This window comes from Endozoicomonas sp. 4G (assembly GCF_023822025.1).
Lineage (GTDB): Bacteria > Pseudomonadota > Gammaproteobacteria > Pseudomonadales > Endozoicomonadaceae > Endozoicomonas_A.
The window spans coordinates 1,993,395-2,009,609 of the sequence record NZ_CP082909.1 but is presented as its reverse complement, the minus strand read 5'-3'; the positions used below and the strand labels follow the sequence as shown (position 1 = coordinate 2,009,609).

Annotated in this window: 12 protein-coding genes; all 12 read right to left on the bottom strand. The window is 51.0% G+C overall.

From position 1 onward, the window contains the following. Nucleotides 1-78: 78 nt before the first annotated feature. Nucleotides 79-1,401 carry a hypothetical protein gene (locus K7B67_RS07880; RefSeq protein ID WP_252179797.1) on the bottom strand — a complete coding sequence of 441 codons (1,323 nt, stop codon included), beginning with the start codon at nucleotides 1,399-1,401 and terminating at the stop codon, nucleotides 79-81. A gap of 99 nt (nucleotides 1,402-1,500) precedes the next feature. Then, nucleotides 1,501-2,991: a hypothetical protein gene (locus K7B67_RS07875; RefSeq protein WP_252179796.1), complete on the bottom strand. Its 1,491-nt coding sequence runs from the start codon at nucleotides 2,989-2,991 to the stop codon at nucleotides 1,501-1,503. 186 nt (nucleotides 2,992-3,177) lie between these two features. Further along, on the bottom strand, nucleotides 3,178-4,350 hold the full coding sequence (locus tag K7B67_RS07870; RefSeq protein WP_252179795.1) for a hypothetical protein: 1,173 nt from the start codon (nucleotides 4,348-4,350) through the stop codon (nucleotides 3,178-3,180). 24 nt (nucleotides 4,351-4,374) lie between these two features. Continuing rightward, entirely contained in the window at nucleotides 4,375-5,649 is a 1,275-nt protein-coding gene (locus tag K7B67_RS07865; RefSeq protein WP_252179794.1) for a hypothetical protein, read from the bottom strand. 43 nt (nucleotides 5,650-5,692) lie between these two features. Continuing rightward, a complete protein-coding gene (locus tag K7B67_RS07860) occupies nucleotides 5,693-6,802 on the bottom strand; it encodes a hypothetical protein (protein ID WP_252179793.1) in 1,110 nt (369 codons plus the stop codon). Nucleotides 6,803-6,923: 121 nt separating this feature from the next. Next, nucleotides 6,924-7,910, bottom strand: a complete 987-nt coding sequence (locus K7B67_RS07855; RefSeq protein ID WP_252179792.1) for a hypothetical protein — start codon at nucleotides 7,908-7,910, stop codon at nucleotides 6,924-6,926. A gap of 121 nt (nucleotides 7,911-8,031) precedes the next feature. Then, entirely contained in the window at nucleotides 8,032-9,333 is a 1,302-nt protein-coding gene (locus K7B67_RS07850; protein WP_252179791.1) for a hypothetical protein, read from the bottom strand. A 74-nt stretch (nucleotides 9,334-9,407) separates the two neighbouring features. Next, nucleotides 9,408-11,087, bottom strand: a complete 1,680-nt coding sequence (locus tag K7B67_RS07845) for a hypothetical protein (RefSeq protein ID WP_252179790.1) — start codon at nucleotides 11,085-11,087, stop codon at nucleotides 9,408-9,410. Nucleotides 11,088-11,161: 74 nt separating this feature from the next. Beyond that, complete coding sequence (locus tag K7B67_RS07840) at nucleotides 11,162-12,886, bottom strand: C2H2-type zinc finger protein (RefSeq protein WP_252179789.1); 1,725 nt, start codon at nucleotides 12,884-12,886, stop codon at nucleotides 11,162-11,164. A gap of 118 nt (nucleotides 12,887-13,004) precedes the next feature. After that, nucleotides 13,005-13,769, bottom strand: coding sequence for a hypothetical protein (locus K7B67_RS07835; protein ID WP_252179788.1), 765 nt, complete (start codon nucleotides 13,767-13,769; stop codon nucleotides 13,005-13,007). 37 nt (nucleotides 13,770-13,806) lie between these two features. Further along, a complete protein-coding gene (locus K7B67_RS07830; protein WP_252179787.1) occupies nucleotides 13,807-15,054 on the bottom strand; it encodes a hypothetical protein in 1,248 nt (415 codons plus the stop codon). 100 nt (nucleotides 15,055-15,154) lie between these two features. After that, a complete protein-coding gene (locus tag K7B67_RS07825; protein ID WP_252179786.1) occupies nucleotides 15,155-16,201 on the bottom strand; it encodes a hypothetical protein in 1,047 nt (348 codons plus the stop codon). Between the last annotated feature and the right edge of the window lie 14 nt (nucleotides 16,202-16,215).

Here is a 16,215-nt window from a genome sequence, read left to right as displayed (position 1 = left end):
AACTGTTTATTAGAAAATCAGGTTAGTCAAAGTCTGGAGAAAGGTCAGAAGTTTCTTTGAGGCGGGTTGGGAGGCGGGTCATTCTTTATTGCCCTTCTTTCTTTTCTTATTAGATGACGGCTGGTCATAGGATTTTCTTTTGGGTCTCTGTTCGGCAGGCAGGTGGGTCTGTTTGTGCATTTTTAGATGGGTCGTGTAGCCGGTACTGTAGTCGCAGCCCTCATGGTCACACTGGTGCACATTAGGTCTTTTGGGTCTTTTCGGTATATTGGGTTTTTGATCGACAGGCAGGTGGACCCGTTTGTGCCTTTTCAGACTGTCCAACCGGTCGCTGCTGTAGTTGCAGCCCTCATGGTCACACTGGTGCGGCTTGGGTCTCTGGTCGGCAGGCAGGTGGGTCACTTTGTGCACTTTCAAATGGCTTGTGTAGCCGGTACTGTAGTTACAGCCCTCATGGTCACACTGGTGCACATTGGGTCTTTGGTCGGCAGTCAGGTGGGTCTTTTTGTGCTTTTTTAGATACTCTCTCTGGTCGGTGCTGAAGTTACAGTCCTCATGGTCACACTGGTGCACATTGGGTCTCTGGTCGGCAGGCAGGTGGGTCTGTTTGTGCCTTTTCAGACTGGCCCTGTGGTCGGATCTGTAGTTGCAGCCCTCATAGTCACACCGGTACTTCCAGAGTCTCTGGTCGGCAGGCAGGTGGATCTGGTTGTGCCTTTTCAGAGTGGGTCTGAAGCCGGTTCTGTAGTTGCAGCCCTCATGGTCACACTGGTGCTTAACAGCGTCCTCTGACTCAGTGAGTATTTCACTGTCTGAAACGGGCTCCTCCTTAATCTTTTTCAGTTCCAGAGTCGTACAATACTGACTGATTTCATTGGATACTCGAAAGGGATTAAGTGTTGTGGTTTCATACCGAACATCAGATTCGTCTTCGTTTGAACGGTTGCCCATGCTTTCATCAGAGCTGCCGTTAGTGGCTATTTCACTGTCTGAAACGGGCTCCTGCTTAATCTCTTTCAGTGCCGGAGCCGCACAATACTCACTGATTTCATTGGCTACCCGAAAAGGATTAAGTGTTGTGGTTTCATACCGAACATCTGATTCGGCATTAGCTTCATCTTCACCTTCGTTTGAGCGGTTGTCACTGCTTCCATCAGAGGTGTTGCTGCCTTCACTGTTAGAGCCATTATCAGAAGCTACCCGACTGTGAACCTTCAACTCCCACCATTCAATGGCCTCGCTCTCTTGTTCATCTGCTAGCCCATCCCGAACCGGGAAAAGCGCCTTGCCGACAGCCAGAGCGAAGCGCAAAAGCAACCTGTTTTCCTGAGCACAACCGTTGGAGCAATGCACAGAAAAGGCAATAACCAAGGTCAAAATCAATGGTTTTTTGGATAGCAAGGCCTGGCTTCCCAGTCGTTGAACTGTTTATTAGAAAATCAGGTTAGTCAAAATCTGGAAAGAGGTCAGAAGTTTCTTTGAGGCGGGTTTGTAGGCGGATCATTCTTTATTGCCCTTCTTTCTTTTCTTATTAGATGACGGCTGGTCATTCGCTTTTCTTTTGGGCCTTTTGAGTTTTTTGAGTCTCTGGTCGGCAGGCTGGTGGATCTGTTTGTGCCTTTTCAGATTGCCCGCCTGGTCGGTGCTATAGTTGCAGCCCTCATAATCACACTGGTGCCCCCTGGCTCTCTGATCGGCAGGCAGGTGGATCCGTTTGTGCCTTTTCAGATGACTCGGCTGCTGGCTGCTGTAGTTGCAGCCCTCATGGTCACACCGGTACCCCTTATACCTCCGGTTGGGAGGCAGGTGGGTCTGTTTGTGCGCTTCCAGTTTGCCCCTGTGATTGGCTCTGTAGTTGCAGCCCTTATGGCCACACTGGTGCACCTTGGGTCTCTTGACTCTCTGGTCGGCAGGCAGGTGGGTCTGTTTGTGCGCTTTCAGATTGCCCGGGTGGTCGCTACGGTAGTTGCAGCCCTCATGGTCACACTGCTGTACCCTGGATTTCTTTCTGAGTCTCTTGACTCTCTGGTCGGCAGGCAGGTGGATCTGTTTGTGCGCTTTCAGGTTGTACGCCTGGTCGCTGCGGTAGTTGCAGCCCTCATGGTCACACTGGTGTACCTTGGATCTCTGGTCGGCAGGCAGGTGGATCTGTTTGTGCCTTTTCAGATGGTGCACGCGGTAGGTGCTATAACCGCAGCCCTCATGACCACAGTGATGCTCTCTGGATCTCTTGGGTTTTTGGTCAGCGCTGTCAACAGGTAAGGTGCTTTCCAGACGATTAGCAGGGTCTACTTCTGTCACTTCTGCCCCTGAATCGGTGGGTATTTCACCGTCTGAAATGGACTTCTGGTTTATCATTTTCAGTCTCAGAGTCGCACAATACTGACTCATTTCGTTTAGTGCTTGAAAAGCATCAGATACCGTGTTTACACGCTGAACATCCGTTTCGGTACCGGTTTCGTCTTCATTTGAACTCTTGTCGCTGCATTCATCGGAGGTGCCGCTGTCTTCAGTGTCAGAACCCTCATCAGAGACTGCCCGACGGTAAGCCCCGGCTTCAACGTCAGGATCAGGAGAGACGTCGGTGGCGGGTGAAACGCCGGTGGCGGGTAAAACGCTGGTGGCGGGTAAAAAGCAATAGCGAGTGTCTGGCTCTAAAGGGATGTCATCACCGAAACAAACTTTGGCCATGTCGCTGTGGTTTGCCTCGGGTTCTTGCGTCAATTCCCACCACTCAATAGCCTCGCTCTCCCCTTCAATACCCTTTTCAATAGCCTCTTCCCCTGACTCCTCAGGCCTTTTGTAGCCTCCAAAACGAGAGAGCATCAGACTCCCCCTTTTTTCGACGCCCGGAGAGTGGAAACCAATTTTCGGGTTATCGACAGATAGCGCGAACAGCAAAGGCAAGCTGTTTTCCTGAGCATGGTCGTTAGCGCAATGCACAGACGAGGCAATGGTCAGGATCAAAATCAATGGTTTTTTGGATAGCAAAGCTTGTCTTCCCAGTCGTTGAACTGTTCATTGGGAAGTCAGATTAGTAAAAATCTGAAGAGTGGTCGGAGGTTTCTTTGCCGTGAAAATTCCTAAACTCAGGAGGCAGGCAACCGCCTTGCATAGAACAAGGAACGGAACTCTGAGCCTGCAACCTGACCTTTGTTCATGAGACCGTCAATCAGATCACTTTGGCATAAAGTCCAAAAACGTCTTAAACGGAGGTTTGGGAACATTACCAGCAGCGTCAGGATTTAAAATCGGGTATTGGGTCAGCACTTTTCTGATGTTGGATTGCAATACACCAACCTCTCTTTGGTCTGATGCTTTTTGTTCCTGAACTTCCGCGTACTCTTTGGCTATTGGCCCCCGTTTGGCGAGAAAAGGGGGTTTGATAGGAAACTCTCTGAGCATGGCTTTAACTTCCCTGTATTGATGCTCACTCAAGACGGGTTTGAGTGCATCAAGCAGTTGTCGTTGGGAATGTGATGAATAGTCCTGATTCTCCTTGCTGGCAAATCTTTCTAACTCCGCACCAGCCCTGTAGATATGAGACAGGTTAACGCCACGCAGGACATTCATCGGATTACTACGGCCAGACCACAACACGCCATCGACATAACCCTTCAAATACTTCGCCTTGCTATTAGCTTGTTCCCGGAAGAGGGCCAGGCGATTCTCATAACTTTTCTGTGAAAGTCTTTTGTATCTATCTTTCTCCTTCGGTAGAAGTTCCTCAAGTTCCGACATCTTTTTCCGATGTTGAGCAATCAGCTCATTGAGAACCGTGATTTGTTGAAAGTCCCTGTGAAGCTGATGCCTTAGCCCTTCCATAACCGTTTCTACACAGTCCCTGGTTATAGGCTTCATACTGGTGGCTAGCATATTTAAGCCCACTAAAGCTGTTGCTGCGCCGGCAACTGCGCCGCAGACCCATGGGTGTTTCTGGACGGTATTTTCCACCACGGTAACGAAGCGATCGACCAGAGCTGTACCGGCTGGCTCAGCAACAGGCGTCCAGTTCTTCACCAAAGTATCCATAGAAACAGCTCCGGCAGAAGCAGCCCCTGCCATGAGCGCCATTGAAGGTACTATTTTTCTCTGGGTTCCCTTCAACGGATCATAGGTTGAAAAAGCTTCCCTTAAACCTTGAAACAAACCTCTGCCAGAAGCATTGTCTGATGTGGAAACAGGCTGCCCCACTGCCAGGCTCTGAGTCATTGGATTACCGATCTGCATAACGAAACTCCTGTAAGTTACATTGAGGTAAATAGGCTGATTTAAGTGCGTTACCCGCCTTCCTGCGAATTCAGACCTCAATTCTGGAATGAAGTTCCAACTTAAACAGATCGAACCCAAGGTTTGAGGCAGGTTGGGAGGCAATCATTCGTTATCACCCTTCTTTCTTTTCTTGTTAGATGGCGGCTGGTCATGCGCTTTCCTTTTGAGTCTCCTGGTTCTCTGGTCGGCAGGCAGGTGAGTCTGTTTGTGCTTTTTCAGATGGCCCGCTCGGTCGGATCTGTAGTTGCAGCCCTCATGGTCACACTGGTGCACCCTGGGTCTCTGGTCGGCAGGGAGGTGAGCCAATTTGTGCATTTTCAGATGGCCCAACTGAGCGGTACTGTAGTCGCAACCCTCATGGTCACACTGGTGCACCTTGGGTCTTTTGGGTCTCAGGTAGGTAGGCAGGTGGGTCTGTTTGTGCTTTTTCAGATCGCCCGGCCGGTAGGCGCTGTAATCGCAGCCCTCATGGTCACACTGGTGCACCTTGGGTCTCTGGTCGGCAGGGAGGTGGATCTGTTTGTGCGATTTTAGATGGCTCACCTGATCGCTGCTGTAGTTGCAGCCCTCATGGTCACACCGGTGCACCTTGAGTCTCTGGTCAGCAGGCAGGTGGGTCTGTTTGTGCTTGTTCAGACGGCCACTGTTGTCAGTGCTGTAATTGCAGCCCTCATGGTCACAACGGTGCACCTTGAGTCTCTCGCCGACAGGCAAGTGGATCTGTTTGTGCTTTTTCAGATCACACGCCCGATAGGTGCTGTAATTACAACCCTTATGATCACACTGGTGCGCTCTGGGTCTCTGGTCGGCAGGCAGGTGGGTCGCCTCTGACCCAGTGGCTATTTTACTGTCTGAAGTGGACTCCTGGTTAATCATTTCCAGTCTCAGAGTCGCACAATACTCACTGATTTCGTTTAATGCTTGAAAAGGATCAGGTGTTGTGTTTACACACTGAACACCCGTTTCGGTATTAGTTTCGTCTTCTTCAGAACGGTTATCGCTATTTTCATCAGGGGTGCCGCTGTCTTCGGGGTCAGAACCCTCATCAGAGGCTGCCCGGCTGCAAGCGTTAGCTTCGACGCCAGAATCAGGAGAGACGCCTGTGGCAGGCAAAAAGCCATAACGGGTGTCTGGCTTTAAGAGGATGTCATCATCGAAGCAAACCCGTGGTATATCGAAGTGGTACCATTCAATGGCCTCGCTCTCTTCTCCTTTTGCGGATAAGACGTCAATAAAAGGCTTCGGAATATTGATAAGCGCCTTGCCGACAGCCAGAGCGAAGAGCAAAGACATACTATTTTCCTGAGCGTGGCCTTTAGAGCAATGCACAGAAAAAACAACAGCCAGCGTCAAAATCAATGGTTTTTTCAATAGCAAGGGTTGGCTTCCCAGTCGTTGAACTGTTTATTGGGAATTCAGGTTAGTCAAAATCTGTAGAGAGGTCAGAGGTTTCCGGCTGGTCATACGCTTTTCTTTTGGGTCTCTGATTCGCAGGCAGGTGGGTCTGTTTGTGCTTTTTTACATTGGCCTTATAGTAGTTGCTGTAGTGACAGCCCGCATGGTCGCATCGGTACGGCCTGGCTCTATTGGGTCTTCGGTCGGCAGGCAGGTGAGTCATTTTGTGCCTTTTCAGATTGCCCTTGTTGTAGCTGCTGTAGTGACAGCCCGCATGGTCGCATTGGTGCAACTTGAATCTCTTGGATCTCATGAGTCTCTTGGGTCTCTTGGGTCTCCTGGGTTTCTGCTCGTCAGGCAGGTGGGTTCGCTTATGCGTTCTCAGATCGCCCATACCGTCGGCGCTGTAGTTGCAGCCCCCATGGTCACACTGGAGCATTCTGGATCTCTGGTCGGCAGTCAGGTGGGTCAGCTTGTGCGCTCTCAGATTGTCCGTGCGGTCGGTGCTGTAGTTGCAGCCCTCATGGTCACACTGGTGCACCTTGGCTCTCTGGCCGGCAGGCAAGTGGGTCCATTTGTGCCTTTTCAGATTGCACAACTGGTCGGTGCTGTAGTTGCAGCCCCCATGGTCACACTGATGCACCTTGGGCTTTTTTTGTCTCTGGTGGGTGCTGCAAGCAAGTGAGGTGATTTCCGAGTGGTTAACAGAGTCCGCTTTTGTCACACCCACCTCTGACTCAGTGGGCATTTCACTGTTTGAAATGGGCTCCTGCTTAATCTTTTTTAGTTCCAGAGCCGCACAATACTGAATGACTTCATTTGATACCGGAAAAGGATTAAATGCCATGGTTACATACTGAACACCAGAGTCGGCATCAGCTTCGTCTTCGTTTGAACAGTTGTCGCTGTTTTCATCAGAGGTGTCACTGTCTTCGCTGTCACTGTCTTCGCTGTCACTGTCTTCGCTGTCACTGTCTTCGCTGTCGGCACTATCATCAGAGGCCGCCCGGCTGTAGGTCTTAGCTTTGACGCCAGGGTCAAGAGAAAAGCAAAATTCGACAAGCTCAGGATGAACGGAACCCGTCAATGTCAAGGCAATAACCAAGGTCAAAATCAATGGTTTTTTGGATAGCAAGGTCTGGCTTCCGAGTCGTTGAACTGTTTACTGGGAAGTCAGGTTAGTAAAAATCTGGAGAGAGGTGGGAGGTTTTGTTGCTGCGATGAAGGCTATCCTTTGAGGCGGGTTGGGTAGCGGATCATTCTTTATCCCCCTTCTTTCTTTTCTCGTCAGATGGCGGCTGATCATAAACTTTCCTTTTGAGTCTCCTGGCTCTCTGATCGGCAGGCAGGTGGCTCTTTTTGTGCCTTTTCAGATTGTTCGTATAGTGGCTGACGTAGTTGCAGCCCTCATGGTCACAATGGTGCAATCTGGGTCTCTGGTCGGCGGGCAGGTGGGTCTGTTTGTGCATTATCAGATGGCCCGTGCGGTCGGCACTGTAATCGCAACCCTCATGGTCACACTGGTGCACCTTGGTTTTTTTGGCTCTCTGGTCGGCAGGCAGGTGGATCTGTTTGTGCTGTTTCAGGTTGCCCATACGGTCCGTGCTGTAGGGACAGCCTTCATGGTCACACTGGTACATTTTGAGTCTCTGGTCGGCAGGCAGGTGGGTCTGTTGGTGCGTTTTCAGATTACCCATGTAGTCGGTACCGAAAGTGCAGCCCTCATCGTCACACTGGTACCTTTTGAGTCTCTGGTCGGCAGGCAGGTGGGTCCGCTTGTGCATTTTCAGATAGCCCTTGCGGCCAGTGCTGTAGTTGCAGCCCTCATGGTCACACTGGTGCACCTTGGTTTTTTTGGTTCTCTGGTCGGCAGGCGGGTGGATTTCTACCTCTGACTCAGTGGCTATTTCACTGTCTGAAATGGGTTCCTGCTTAATCTTTTTCAGTACCAGAATCCCACCATGCTGACTGATTTCATTTGATCCTCGAAAAGGATTAAGTGTCGTGGTTAGATACTCAACATTAGATTCGGCATCAGCTTCGTCTGAACGGTTGTCGCTGTTTTTACCAGAGGTGCCGCTGTCTTCACTGTCAGAACCATGATCAGAGGCTGCCCGGCTGTGAGCCTTAGCCTGGACGCCAGGGTCAAGAGAAAAACAAAATTCGACAAGCTCAGGATGAACAGAACCCGTCAATGTCAAGGCAATGACCAAGGTCAAAATCAATGGTTTTTTGGATAGCAAGGCCTGGCCTCCGAGTCGTTGAACGGTTTACTGGAAAATCAGGTTAGTAAAAATCTGGAGAGAGGTGGGAAGTTTTGTTGCTGCGATGGAGGCTATCCTTTGAGGCGGGTTGGGTAGCGGATCATTCTTTATCCCCCTTCTTTCTTTTCTCGTTAGACGGCGGCTGGTCAGACACTTTCCTTTTGAGTCTTTTGGCTCTCTGTTCGGCAGGCAGGTGGATCTGCTTGTGCGCTTTCAGATTGCCCCCCCGGTCGGTGCTGTAGTGGCAGCCTTCGTGGTCACAGTGGTGCACCTTGGGTCTCTGGTCGGCAGGCAGGTGGGTCTGTTTGTGTTTTTTCAGATAGTTCGGATATTCGGCGCTGTAATTACAGCCCTCATGGTCACAGTGTTGCACCTTGGGTCTCTGGTCGACAGGCAAGTGGGTCCGTTTGTGTGCTTTCAGACGATCCGAACGGTCGGAGCTGTACTTGCAGCCCTCATGGTCACACTGGTGCACCTTGGGTCTCTGGTCGGCAGGCAGATGGGTTTGTTTGTGCTTTTTAAAATTGTTTTTGTTGTTGCTGGCGAAGTTGCAGCCCTCATGGCCACAGTGTTTCACCCCGGGTCTCTGGCCGACAGGCAGGTGGGCCTGCTTGTGCCTTTTCAGATTGCCCTTGGAGTCGCTGCTGTAGTTGCAGCCCTCGTGGTCACACTGGTACACCTTGGCTCTTTTGGCTCTCTGGTCGGCAGGCAGGTGGGTCTGTTTGTGTTTTTTCAGATAGCTCGGATATTCGGCCCTGTAGTTACAGCCCTTATAATCACATTGGTGCATCTTGACTCTCTGGTCGGCAGGCAGGTGGATCTGTTTGTGCCTTTCCAGATGGTCCGCCCGGTAAGCGCTGAAGTCGCAGCCCTCATGGTCACACTGGTGCCCCTTGAGTTTCCTGGGTCTCTGGTCGACACGCTGCTGAGGCTTTAACCCGGTGGGTGTTGTACTGCCTGAAATGGACTCCTGATCAATCATTTTCAGTCTCAGAGTCGCACAATACTGACTGAATTCGTTTAATGTTTGAAAAGGATCAGGTGCCTTGCTTACAGGTTGAACATCCGTTTCGTCTTCTTCAGAACGGTTGTCGCTGCTTTCATCAGAGGTACCGCTGTCTTCACTGTCACTGTCTTCGCTGTAGGCACTATCATCAGAGGTGCCGTTGTCTTCAGTGTCAGAATACTCATCAGAGGCTGCCCGACTGTAAAATTTAGCTTTAACGTCTGGGTCAGGAAAAAAGCAATAGCGGGTGTCTGGCTTTATCGGGATATTAATAAGCGTCTTGCCGACTGCGAAAGAAAAGAGCAAAGGCAACCTGTTTTCCTGAGCATGGCCATTAGAGCAATGCACAGAAACAGCCACGACCAAGATCAGAATCAATGTTTTTTTGGATAGCAAGGCTTGGCTTCCCAGTCGTTGAAATGCTTATTGGGAAATCAGGTTAGTCAAAATCCGGGGAGAGGTCGCAAGTTTTATTCTTGATCACCCTTCTTTCTTTTCGCGTTATTCGCGTTAGAAGGTGGCTGGTCATACGCTTTTCTTTTGGGTCTTTTGGCTCTCTGGTCGGCAGGCAGGTGAGTCTGTTTGTGCTTGTTCAAATTGCCCGTGTAGTTGGTGATGTAGTTGCAGCCTTCATGGTCACACTGGTACACCTTGGGTTTCTTGAGTCTCTGGTCGACAGGCAGGTGGATCTGTTTGTGCTTTTTCAGATTGCCCTTGTAGCTGGTGATGTAGTTGCAGCCTTCATGGTCACACCGGTGCACCCCGGTCCGCTGGTCGGCAGGCAGGTGAGCCTGCTTGTGCTGTTTCAGATTGCTTTTCTGGTCGCTGCTGTAATTGCAGCCTTCATGGTCACACCGGTGCACCCTGAGCCGCTGGTCGGCAGGCAGGTGGATCCGCTTGTGCTTTTTCAGACTGCCTCTGGAGTCGGTGATATAGTCGCAGCCCTCATGTTCACACTGGTGCACCCTGGCTCTCTGGTCGGCAGGCAGGTGGATCCGCTTGTGCTTTTTCAGACTGCCTCCGTAGTCGGTGATATAGTTGCAGCCCTCATGGTCACACTGGTGCCTCTTGAGCCGCTGGTCGGCAGGCAGGTGGATCTGCTTGTGCTGTTTCAGACTGCTACTGTAGTCGGTGATATAGTCGCAGCCCTCATGGTCACATCGGTGCATCTTGAGCCGCTGGTCGGCGGGCAGGTGGGTCTGCTTGTGCTTTCTCAGATGGCCCCTCTGGTCGCTGCTGTAGCTGCAGCCTTCATGGTCACACTGGTGCACCTTGAGCCGCTGGTCGACAGGCAGATGGATCCGCTTGTGCTTTTTCAGATCGCCCGCACAGACAGTACTGTAATTGCAGTCCCCATGGTCACACTGGTGCACCCTCTGCTGGTCGGCAGGCAGATGTCTCTGCTTGTGCACTTTCAGACTGCTCCTGTTGTCGGTGATATAGTTGCAGCCCTCGTGGTCACACCGGTGCACCCTGGGCCGCTGGTCGGCAGGCAGATGGGTCTGCTTGTGCTTTTTCAGATTGCTCTTGTAGTTGCTGATGTAATTGCATCCCTCATGGTCGCACGGGTGTTCCTTGAGTTTCCTGGGTCTCTGGTCGACCCGCTGCCGGGGCTTTGACTCGGTGGGTGTTTTACTGGCTGAATTAGACTCCTGATCAATCATTTTCAGTCTCAGGGTCGCACAATACTGACTCATTTCGTTTAATGCTTGAAAAGAATCAGGTGCCTTGTTTACAGGTTGAACATCCGTTTCGTCTTCTTCAGAACGATCATCACTGCTTTCGTCAGAGGTACCGCTGTCTTCACTGTCACTGTCTTCGCTGTAGGCACTATCATCAGAGGCTGCCCGACGGTAGGCTTCAGCTTTGACCTCAGGGTCAGGAGAAAAGCAATAGCGTGTATCTGGCTTTAAGAGGATGTCGTCACCAAAGCAAACTCGTGGCATATCAAAGTGGTACCATTCAATGCCCTCTTCTCCTGGTTCCTCTGGTAGCCCATCCCAGACTGGGATATGCGCTCTGCCGACAGCGGGAGTGCCCACAGCGGGAGAAAAGAGCAAAGGCAACCTGTTTTCCTGAGCGTGGCCATTAGAGCAATGCACAGAAACAGCCACGACCAAGATCAAAATCAATGTTTTTTTGGATAGCAAGGCTTGGCTTCCCAGTCGTTGAAATGCTTATTGGTAAGTCAGGTTAGTCAAAATCCGGGGAGAGGTCGGAGCTTTTATTCTTGATCACCCTTCTTTCTTTTCTCGTTAGGTGGTGGCTGGTTATACGCTTTTCTTTTGGGTCTTTTAGTTCTCTGGTCGACAGGCAGGTGAGTCTGTTTGTGCTTTTTCAGACTGCCACTGTGGTCGGTGATATAGTTACAGCCCTCATGGTTACACCGGTGCACCTTGGGCCGCTGGTCGGCAGGCAGGTGGGTATTCTTGTGCTGTTTCAGATGGCTCTTCTGGTCGCTGCTGTAGCTGCAGCCTTTATGGTCACACTGGTGCACCTTGAGCCGCTGGTCGACAGGCAGGTGGATCCGCCTGTGCTTTTTCAGATCGCCCGCATAGGCGGTGCTGTAATTGCAACCCCCATGGTCGCACTGGTGCACCCCGGGCCGCTGGTCGGCAGGCAGGTGGGTCTGTTTGTGCGTTTTCAGATTGCACAAGTAGCTGGTGCTGTAGTTGCAGCCCTCATGGTCGCACTGGTGCACCCTGGGTCTCTCGGGTCTCTCGTCGCCAGGCAAGTGGGTCTGTTTGTGCCTTTTCAGATTGCCCGCCTGATCGGTGCTGTAGTTGCAGCCCTCATGGTCACACTGGTACACCTTGGATCTCACGGGTCTCTGATCGACAGGCAAATGGATCTGTTTGTGCCTTTTCAAACTACCCAAATGATCGCTGTTGTAGCTGCACCCCTCATGGTCACACTGGTGCACCTTGGGTCTTCTAGGTCTCTGGTCATCGGGCAGGTGGGTTTGCTTGTGCCTTTTCAGATTGCTCACCTGATCGGCTCTGTAGTTGCAGCCCTTATGGTCACACTGATGCACCTTAAGTCTGTGGTCAGCAGGCAGGTGGATCTGCTTGTGCCTTTTCAGATCGGACGCCTGATAGCAGCTGTAGTCGCAGCCCTCATGGTCACACGGGTACCTCCTTAATCTCTGGTCGGCAGGCAGGTGGGTCTGCTTGTGTTTTTTCAGATTGCTTGCCCGGTCGGTCCTGTAGTTGCAGTCCTCATGGCCACACTGGTGCACCTTTGGTCTCTTGGGTCTCTGGTGGGCAGGCAGGTGGATCTCTTTGTGCATTCTAAGATGGCTTGTGTAGACGGTGCTGTAGTTGCAGCCCTCGTGGTCACACTGGTGCTCCTTGGGCTTTCTGGGCTTTCTGGGCTTCCTGGGTCTCTTGGGTCCCTGGTCAGCAGAGTCTACTTCTGTCACGCCTGTCTCTGAATCAGTGGGGATATTACTGTCTGAAATAAACTCCTGCTCAATCATTTCCAGCCTCAGAGTCGCACAATACTGACTCATTTTGTTTAATGCTTGAAAAGAATCAGGTGCCTTGTTTACAGGTTGAACATCCGTTTCGTCTTCTTCAGAACGATCATCACTGCTTTCGTCAGAGGTACCGCTGTCTTCACTGTCACTGTCTTCGCTGTAGGCACTATCATCAGAGGCTGCCCGACGGTAAGCTTCAGCTTTGACCTCAAGGTCAGGAGAAAAGCAATAGCGTGTATCTGGCTTTAAGAGGATGTCATCACCGAAGCAAACTCGTGGCATGTCGAAGTGGTACCATTCAATGCCCTCTTCTCCTGGTTCCTCTGGTAGCCCATCCCAGACTGGGATATGCGCTCTGCCGACAGCGAAAGAAAAGAGCAAAGGCAACCTGTTTTCCTGAGCGTGGCCATTAGGGCAATGCACAGAAACAGCCACGACCAAGATCAGAATCAATGTTTTTTTGGATAGCAAGGCTTGGCTTCCCAGTCGTTGAAATGCTTACTGGTAAGTCAGGTTAGTCAAAATCTGGAGAGAGGCCGAAAGTTTCTTTGGGGCAGCTATTCTCGGTCAGGCTCATGGGGGGGGCAAATCATTCTTTATCACCCTTCTTTCTTTTCCGGTTAGATGACGGCAGGTTGTTTGCTTTTCTTTTGGGTCTTTTAAGTCTCTGGTCGGCGAGCAGGTGTCTCTCTTTGTGCCTTTTCAGATGGTCTCTCCGGTCGGCGCTGTAGTTGCAGCCCTCATGGTCACATTGATGCATCCTGGGTCCCTGTTTGTGTGTTTTCATTTCACTGTCTGAAATGGACTCCTGCTCAATCATTTTCAGTCTCAGAGCCGCACAATACTGACTGATTTCGTTTAATGCCCGAAAAGGATCAACTGTCGTGTTTTCACACTGAACATTAGTTTCAGTTTCGATATTAGCTTCGGTATCCGTTTCGTCTTCGTTTGAGTTGTTGTCGCTGTTTTCGTCATAGGTATCGCTGTCTTCACTGCCACTGTCTTCGCTGTCGGCACTATCATCAGAGGCTGCCCGGTTGAAAGCCTTAGCTTCGACGTCAGGATCAGGAGAAAAGCAATAGCAAGTGTCTGGCTTTAAGAGGGTGTCATCACCGAAATCTCTGAAGCGAGAGAGCATCAGACTCCCCCTGTGTTTAGCTGTTTCCATGATTTCACGTTGCCGATCGCCTCCTTGCTGTATCTCAGTGGCGATAGCTTTAACCATGAAGTCAAGTTCTGGTAGCGCATCCCAGTCCGGGAAAAGAGGGAGCGGCTTGCCGACAGCCAGAACAAAGAGCAAAGGCGTTCTATTTTCCTGAGCGTGACCATTAAGAGCAATGCACAGAAAAGGCAATAGCCAAGGTCAAAATCTGGAGGGAGGCAGGAGGTTTCTATTCTTTATCACCCTTCCTTCTTTTCTTGTTAGATGGCAGCTGGTCATACGCTGTTCTTTTCGGTCTCTTGGGTCTCTTGGCAGGCAGGTGGGTCTGTTTGTGCGTTTTCAGATTGCACAAGTAGCTGGTGCTGTAGTTGCAGCCCTCATGGTCGCACTGGTGCACCCTGGGTCTCTCGGGTCTCTCGTCGCCAGGCAAGTGGGTCTGTTTGTGCCTTTTCAGATTGCCCGCCTGATCGGTGCTGTAGTTGCAGCCCTCATGGTCACACTGGTACACCTTGGATCTCACGGGTCTCTGATCGACAGGCAAATGGATCTGTTTGTGCCTTTTCAAACTGCCCATGCTGTCGGTTCTGTAGTTACAGCCTTCATGGTCACACTGGTGCACCTTGGGTCTCTTGGGTCTCTGGTCGGCAGGCAGGTGGGTCTGTTTGTGCGTTTTCAGATTGCCCACATGGTCGCTGCTATAGTTGCAGCCCTCGCGGTCACAATGGTGCACCTTGGGTTTCTTGGGTCTCTGATCGGCAGGCAGGTGGGTCTGCTTGTGCCTTTTCAGACAGCCCATGCTGTCGGTTCTGTAGTTACAGCCTTCATGGTCACACTGGTGCACCTTGGGTCTTATGGGTCTCTGATCGGCAGGCAGGTGAGCCTGTTTGTGCCTTTTCAGATTGCCCGCCAGATAGCTGTTGTAGTTGCACCCCTCATGGTCACACTGGTGCACCTTGGGTCTTATGGGCCTCTGATCGGCAGGCAGGTGGGTCTGTTTGTGCCTTTTTAGATTGCTCACCTCATGAGTTCTGTAGTTGCAGCCCTCACGGTCACACTGGCGCACCTTGAGCCCCTGATCGGCAGACAGCCGGGTCTGTTTGTGCGTTTTGGGTATTCCACTGCCTGAAATGGAGTCCTGCTGAATCATCTTCAGTCTCAGGGCCGAACAATACTCACTGATTTCCTTTAATGCTCGAAAAGGATCAAGTGTCCCGTTTTCACACTGAACATCAGCTTCCTCCTGGTCAGAACCCTTGTCGCTGTTTTCGTCAGAGGTACTGCTGTCTTCACTGCCACTGTCTTCGCTGTCGGCACTATCACCGGAGACTGCCCGACTGTGAGACTTAGCTTCGACGTCAGGGTCAGCAGAAAAGCAATAGCGGGTGTCTGGCTTTAAGAGGATGTCATCACCGAAGCAAACTCGTGGCATAGAAAAGGCAACGACCAAGGTCAAAATCAATATTTTTTTGGATAGCAAGGCCTGGCTTCCCAGTCGTTGAAATTGCTTATTTGGAAATCAGGTTAGTCAAAATCCGGAGAGAGGTCGGAGTTTTCTTTGAATCAGCTTGGGAGGCGGATCATTCTTCACCACTCTTCTTTCTTTTCTCATTAGACAGCAACTGGTCATACGCTTTTCTTTTGGTTCTTTTGGCTCTCTGGCCAGCAGGCAGGTGGGTCTGTTTGTGCTTTTTCAGATCGTTCGAGCGGTCAGTGCTGTAGTCACAGCCCTCATGGTCACACTGATGCACCTTGGCTCTCTTGGGTCTCTGGTTGGCAGGCAGGTGGGTCTGTTTGTGCGGTTTCAGATTGCCCGCGTAGTAGGTGCTGTAGTTGCAGCCTTCATGGTCACACTGGTGCAACTTGCGCCTCTTGAGCCTCTCGAGCCTCTTGACTCTCTTGAGTATCTGGTTGGCGGGCAGGTGGATCCGTTTGTGCGTTTTCAGATGGCCCGCCCGGTCGGTGCTGTAGTTACAGCCCTTATGGTCACACTTATGCACCTTGGGTCTCTGGTCGGCAGGCAGGTGAGTCTGTTTGTGCTTTTTCAGATCGTTCGAGCGGTCAGTGCTGTAGTCGCAGCCCTCATGGCCACACTGGTGCAACTTGGGTCTCTTGGGTCCCTGTTTGTGCGTTTTCAGGTGACCCATCTGGTCAGTACTGTAAGTAGGTGAGGTGACCCCCTGATTGTTAACAAAGTCTGCTTCTGTCACTCCTAACTCTGACTCAGTAGGTATTTCACTGTCTAAAATGGTCTTCTGCTTAATCATTTCCAGTCTCTGTCTCTGAGCCGCACAATACTGACTGATTTCGTTTAATGCCCGAAAAGGATCAACTGTCGTGTTTTCACACTGAACATTAGTGTCGGTATTAGTTTCGGTATCCGCTTCGTCTTCGTTTGAGCTGTTGTCGCTGTTTTCGTCATAGGTATCGCTGTCTTCACTACCACTGTCTTCGCTGTCGGCACTATCATCAGAGACTGCCCGGTTGAAAGCCTTAGCTTCGACGTCAGGATCAGGAGAAAGGTAATAGCAAGTGTCTGGCTTTAAGAGGATGTCATCACCGAAGCAAACTCGTGGCATAGAAAAGGCAACGACCAAGGTCAAAATCAATATTTTTTTGGATAGCAAGGCTTGGCTTCCCA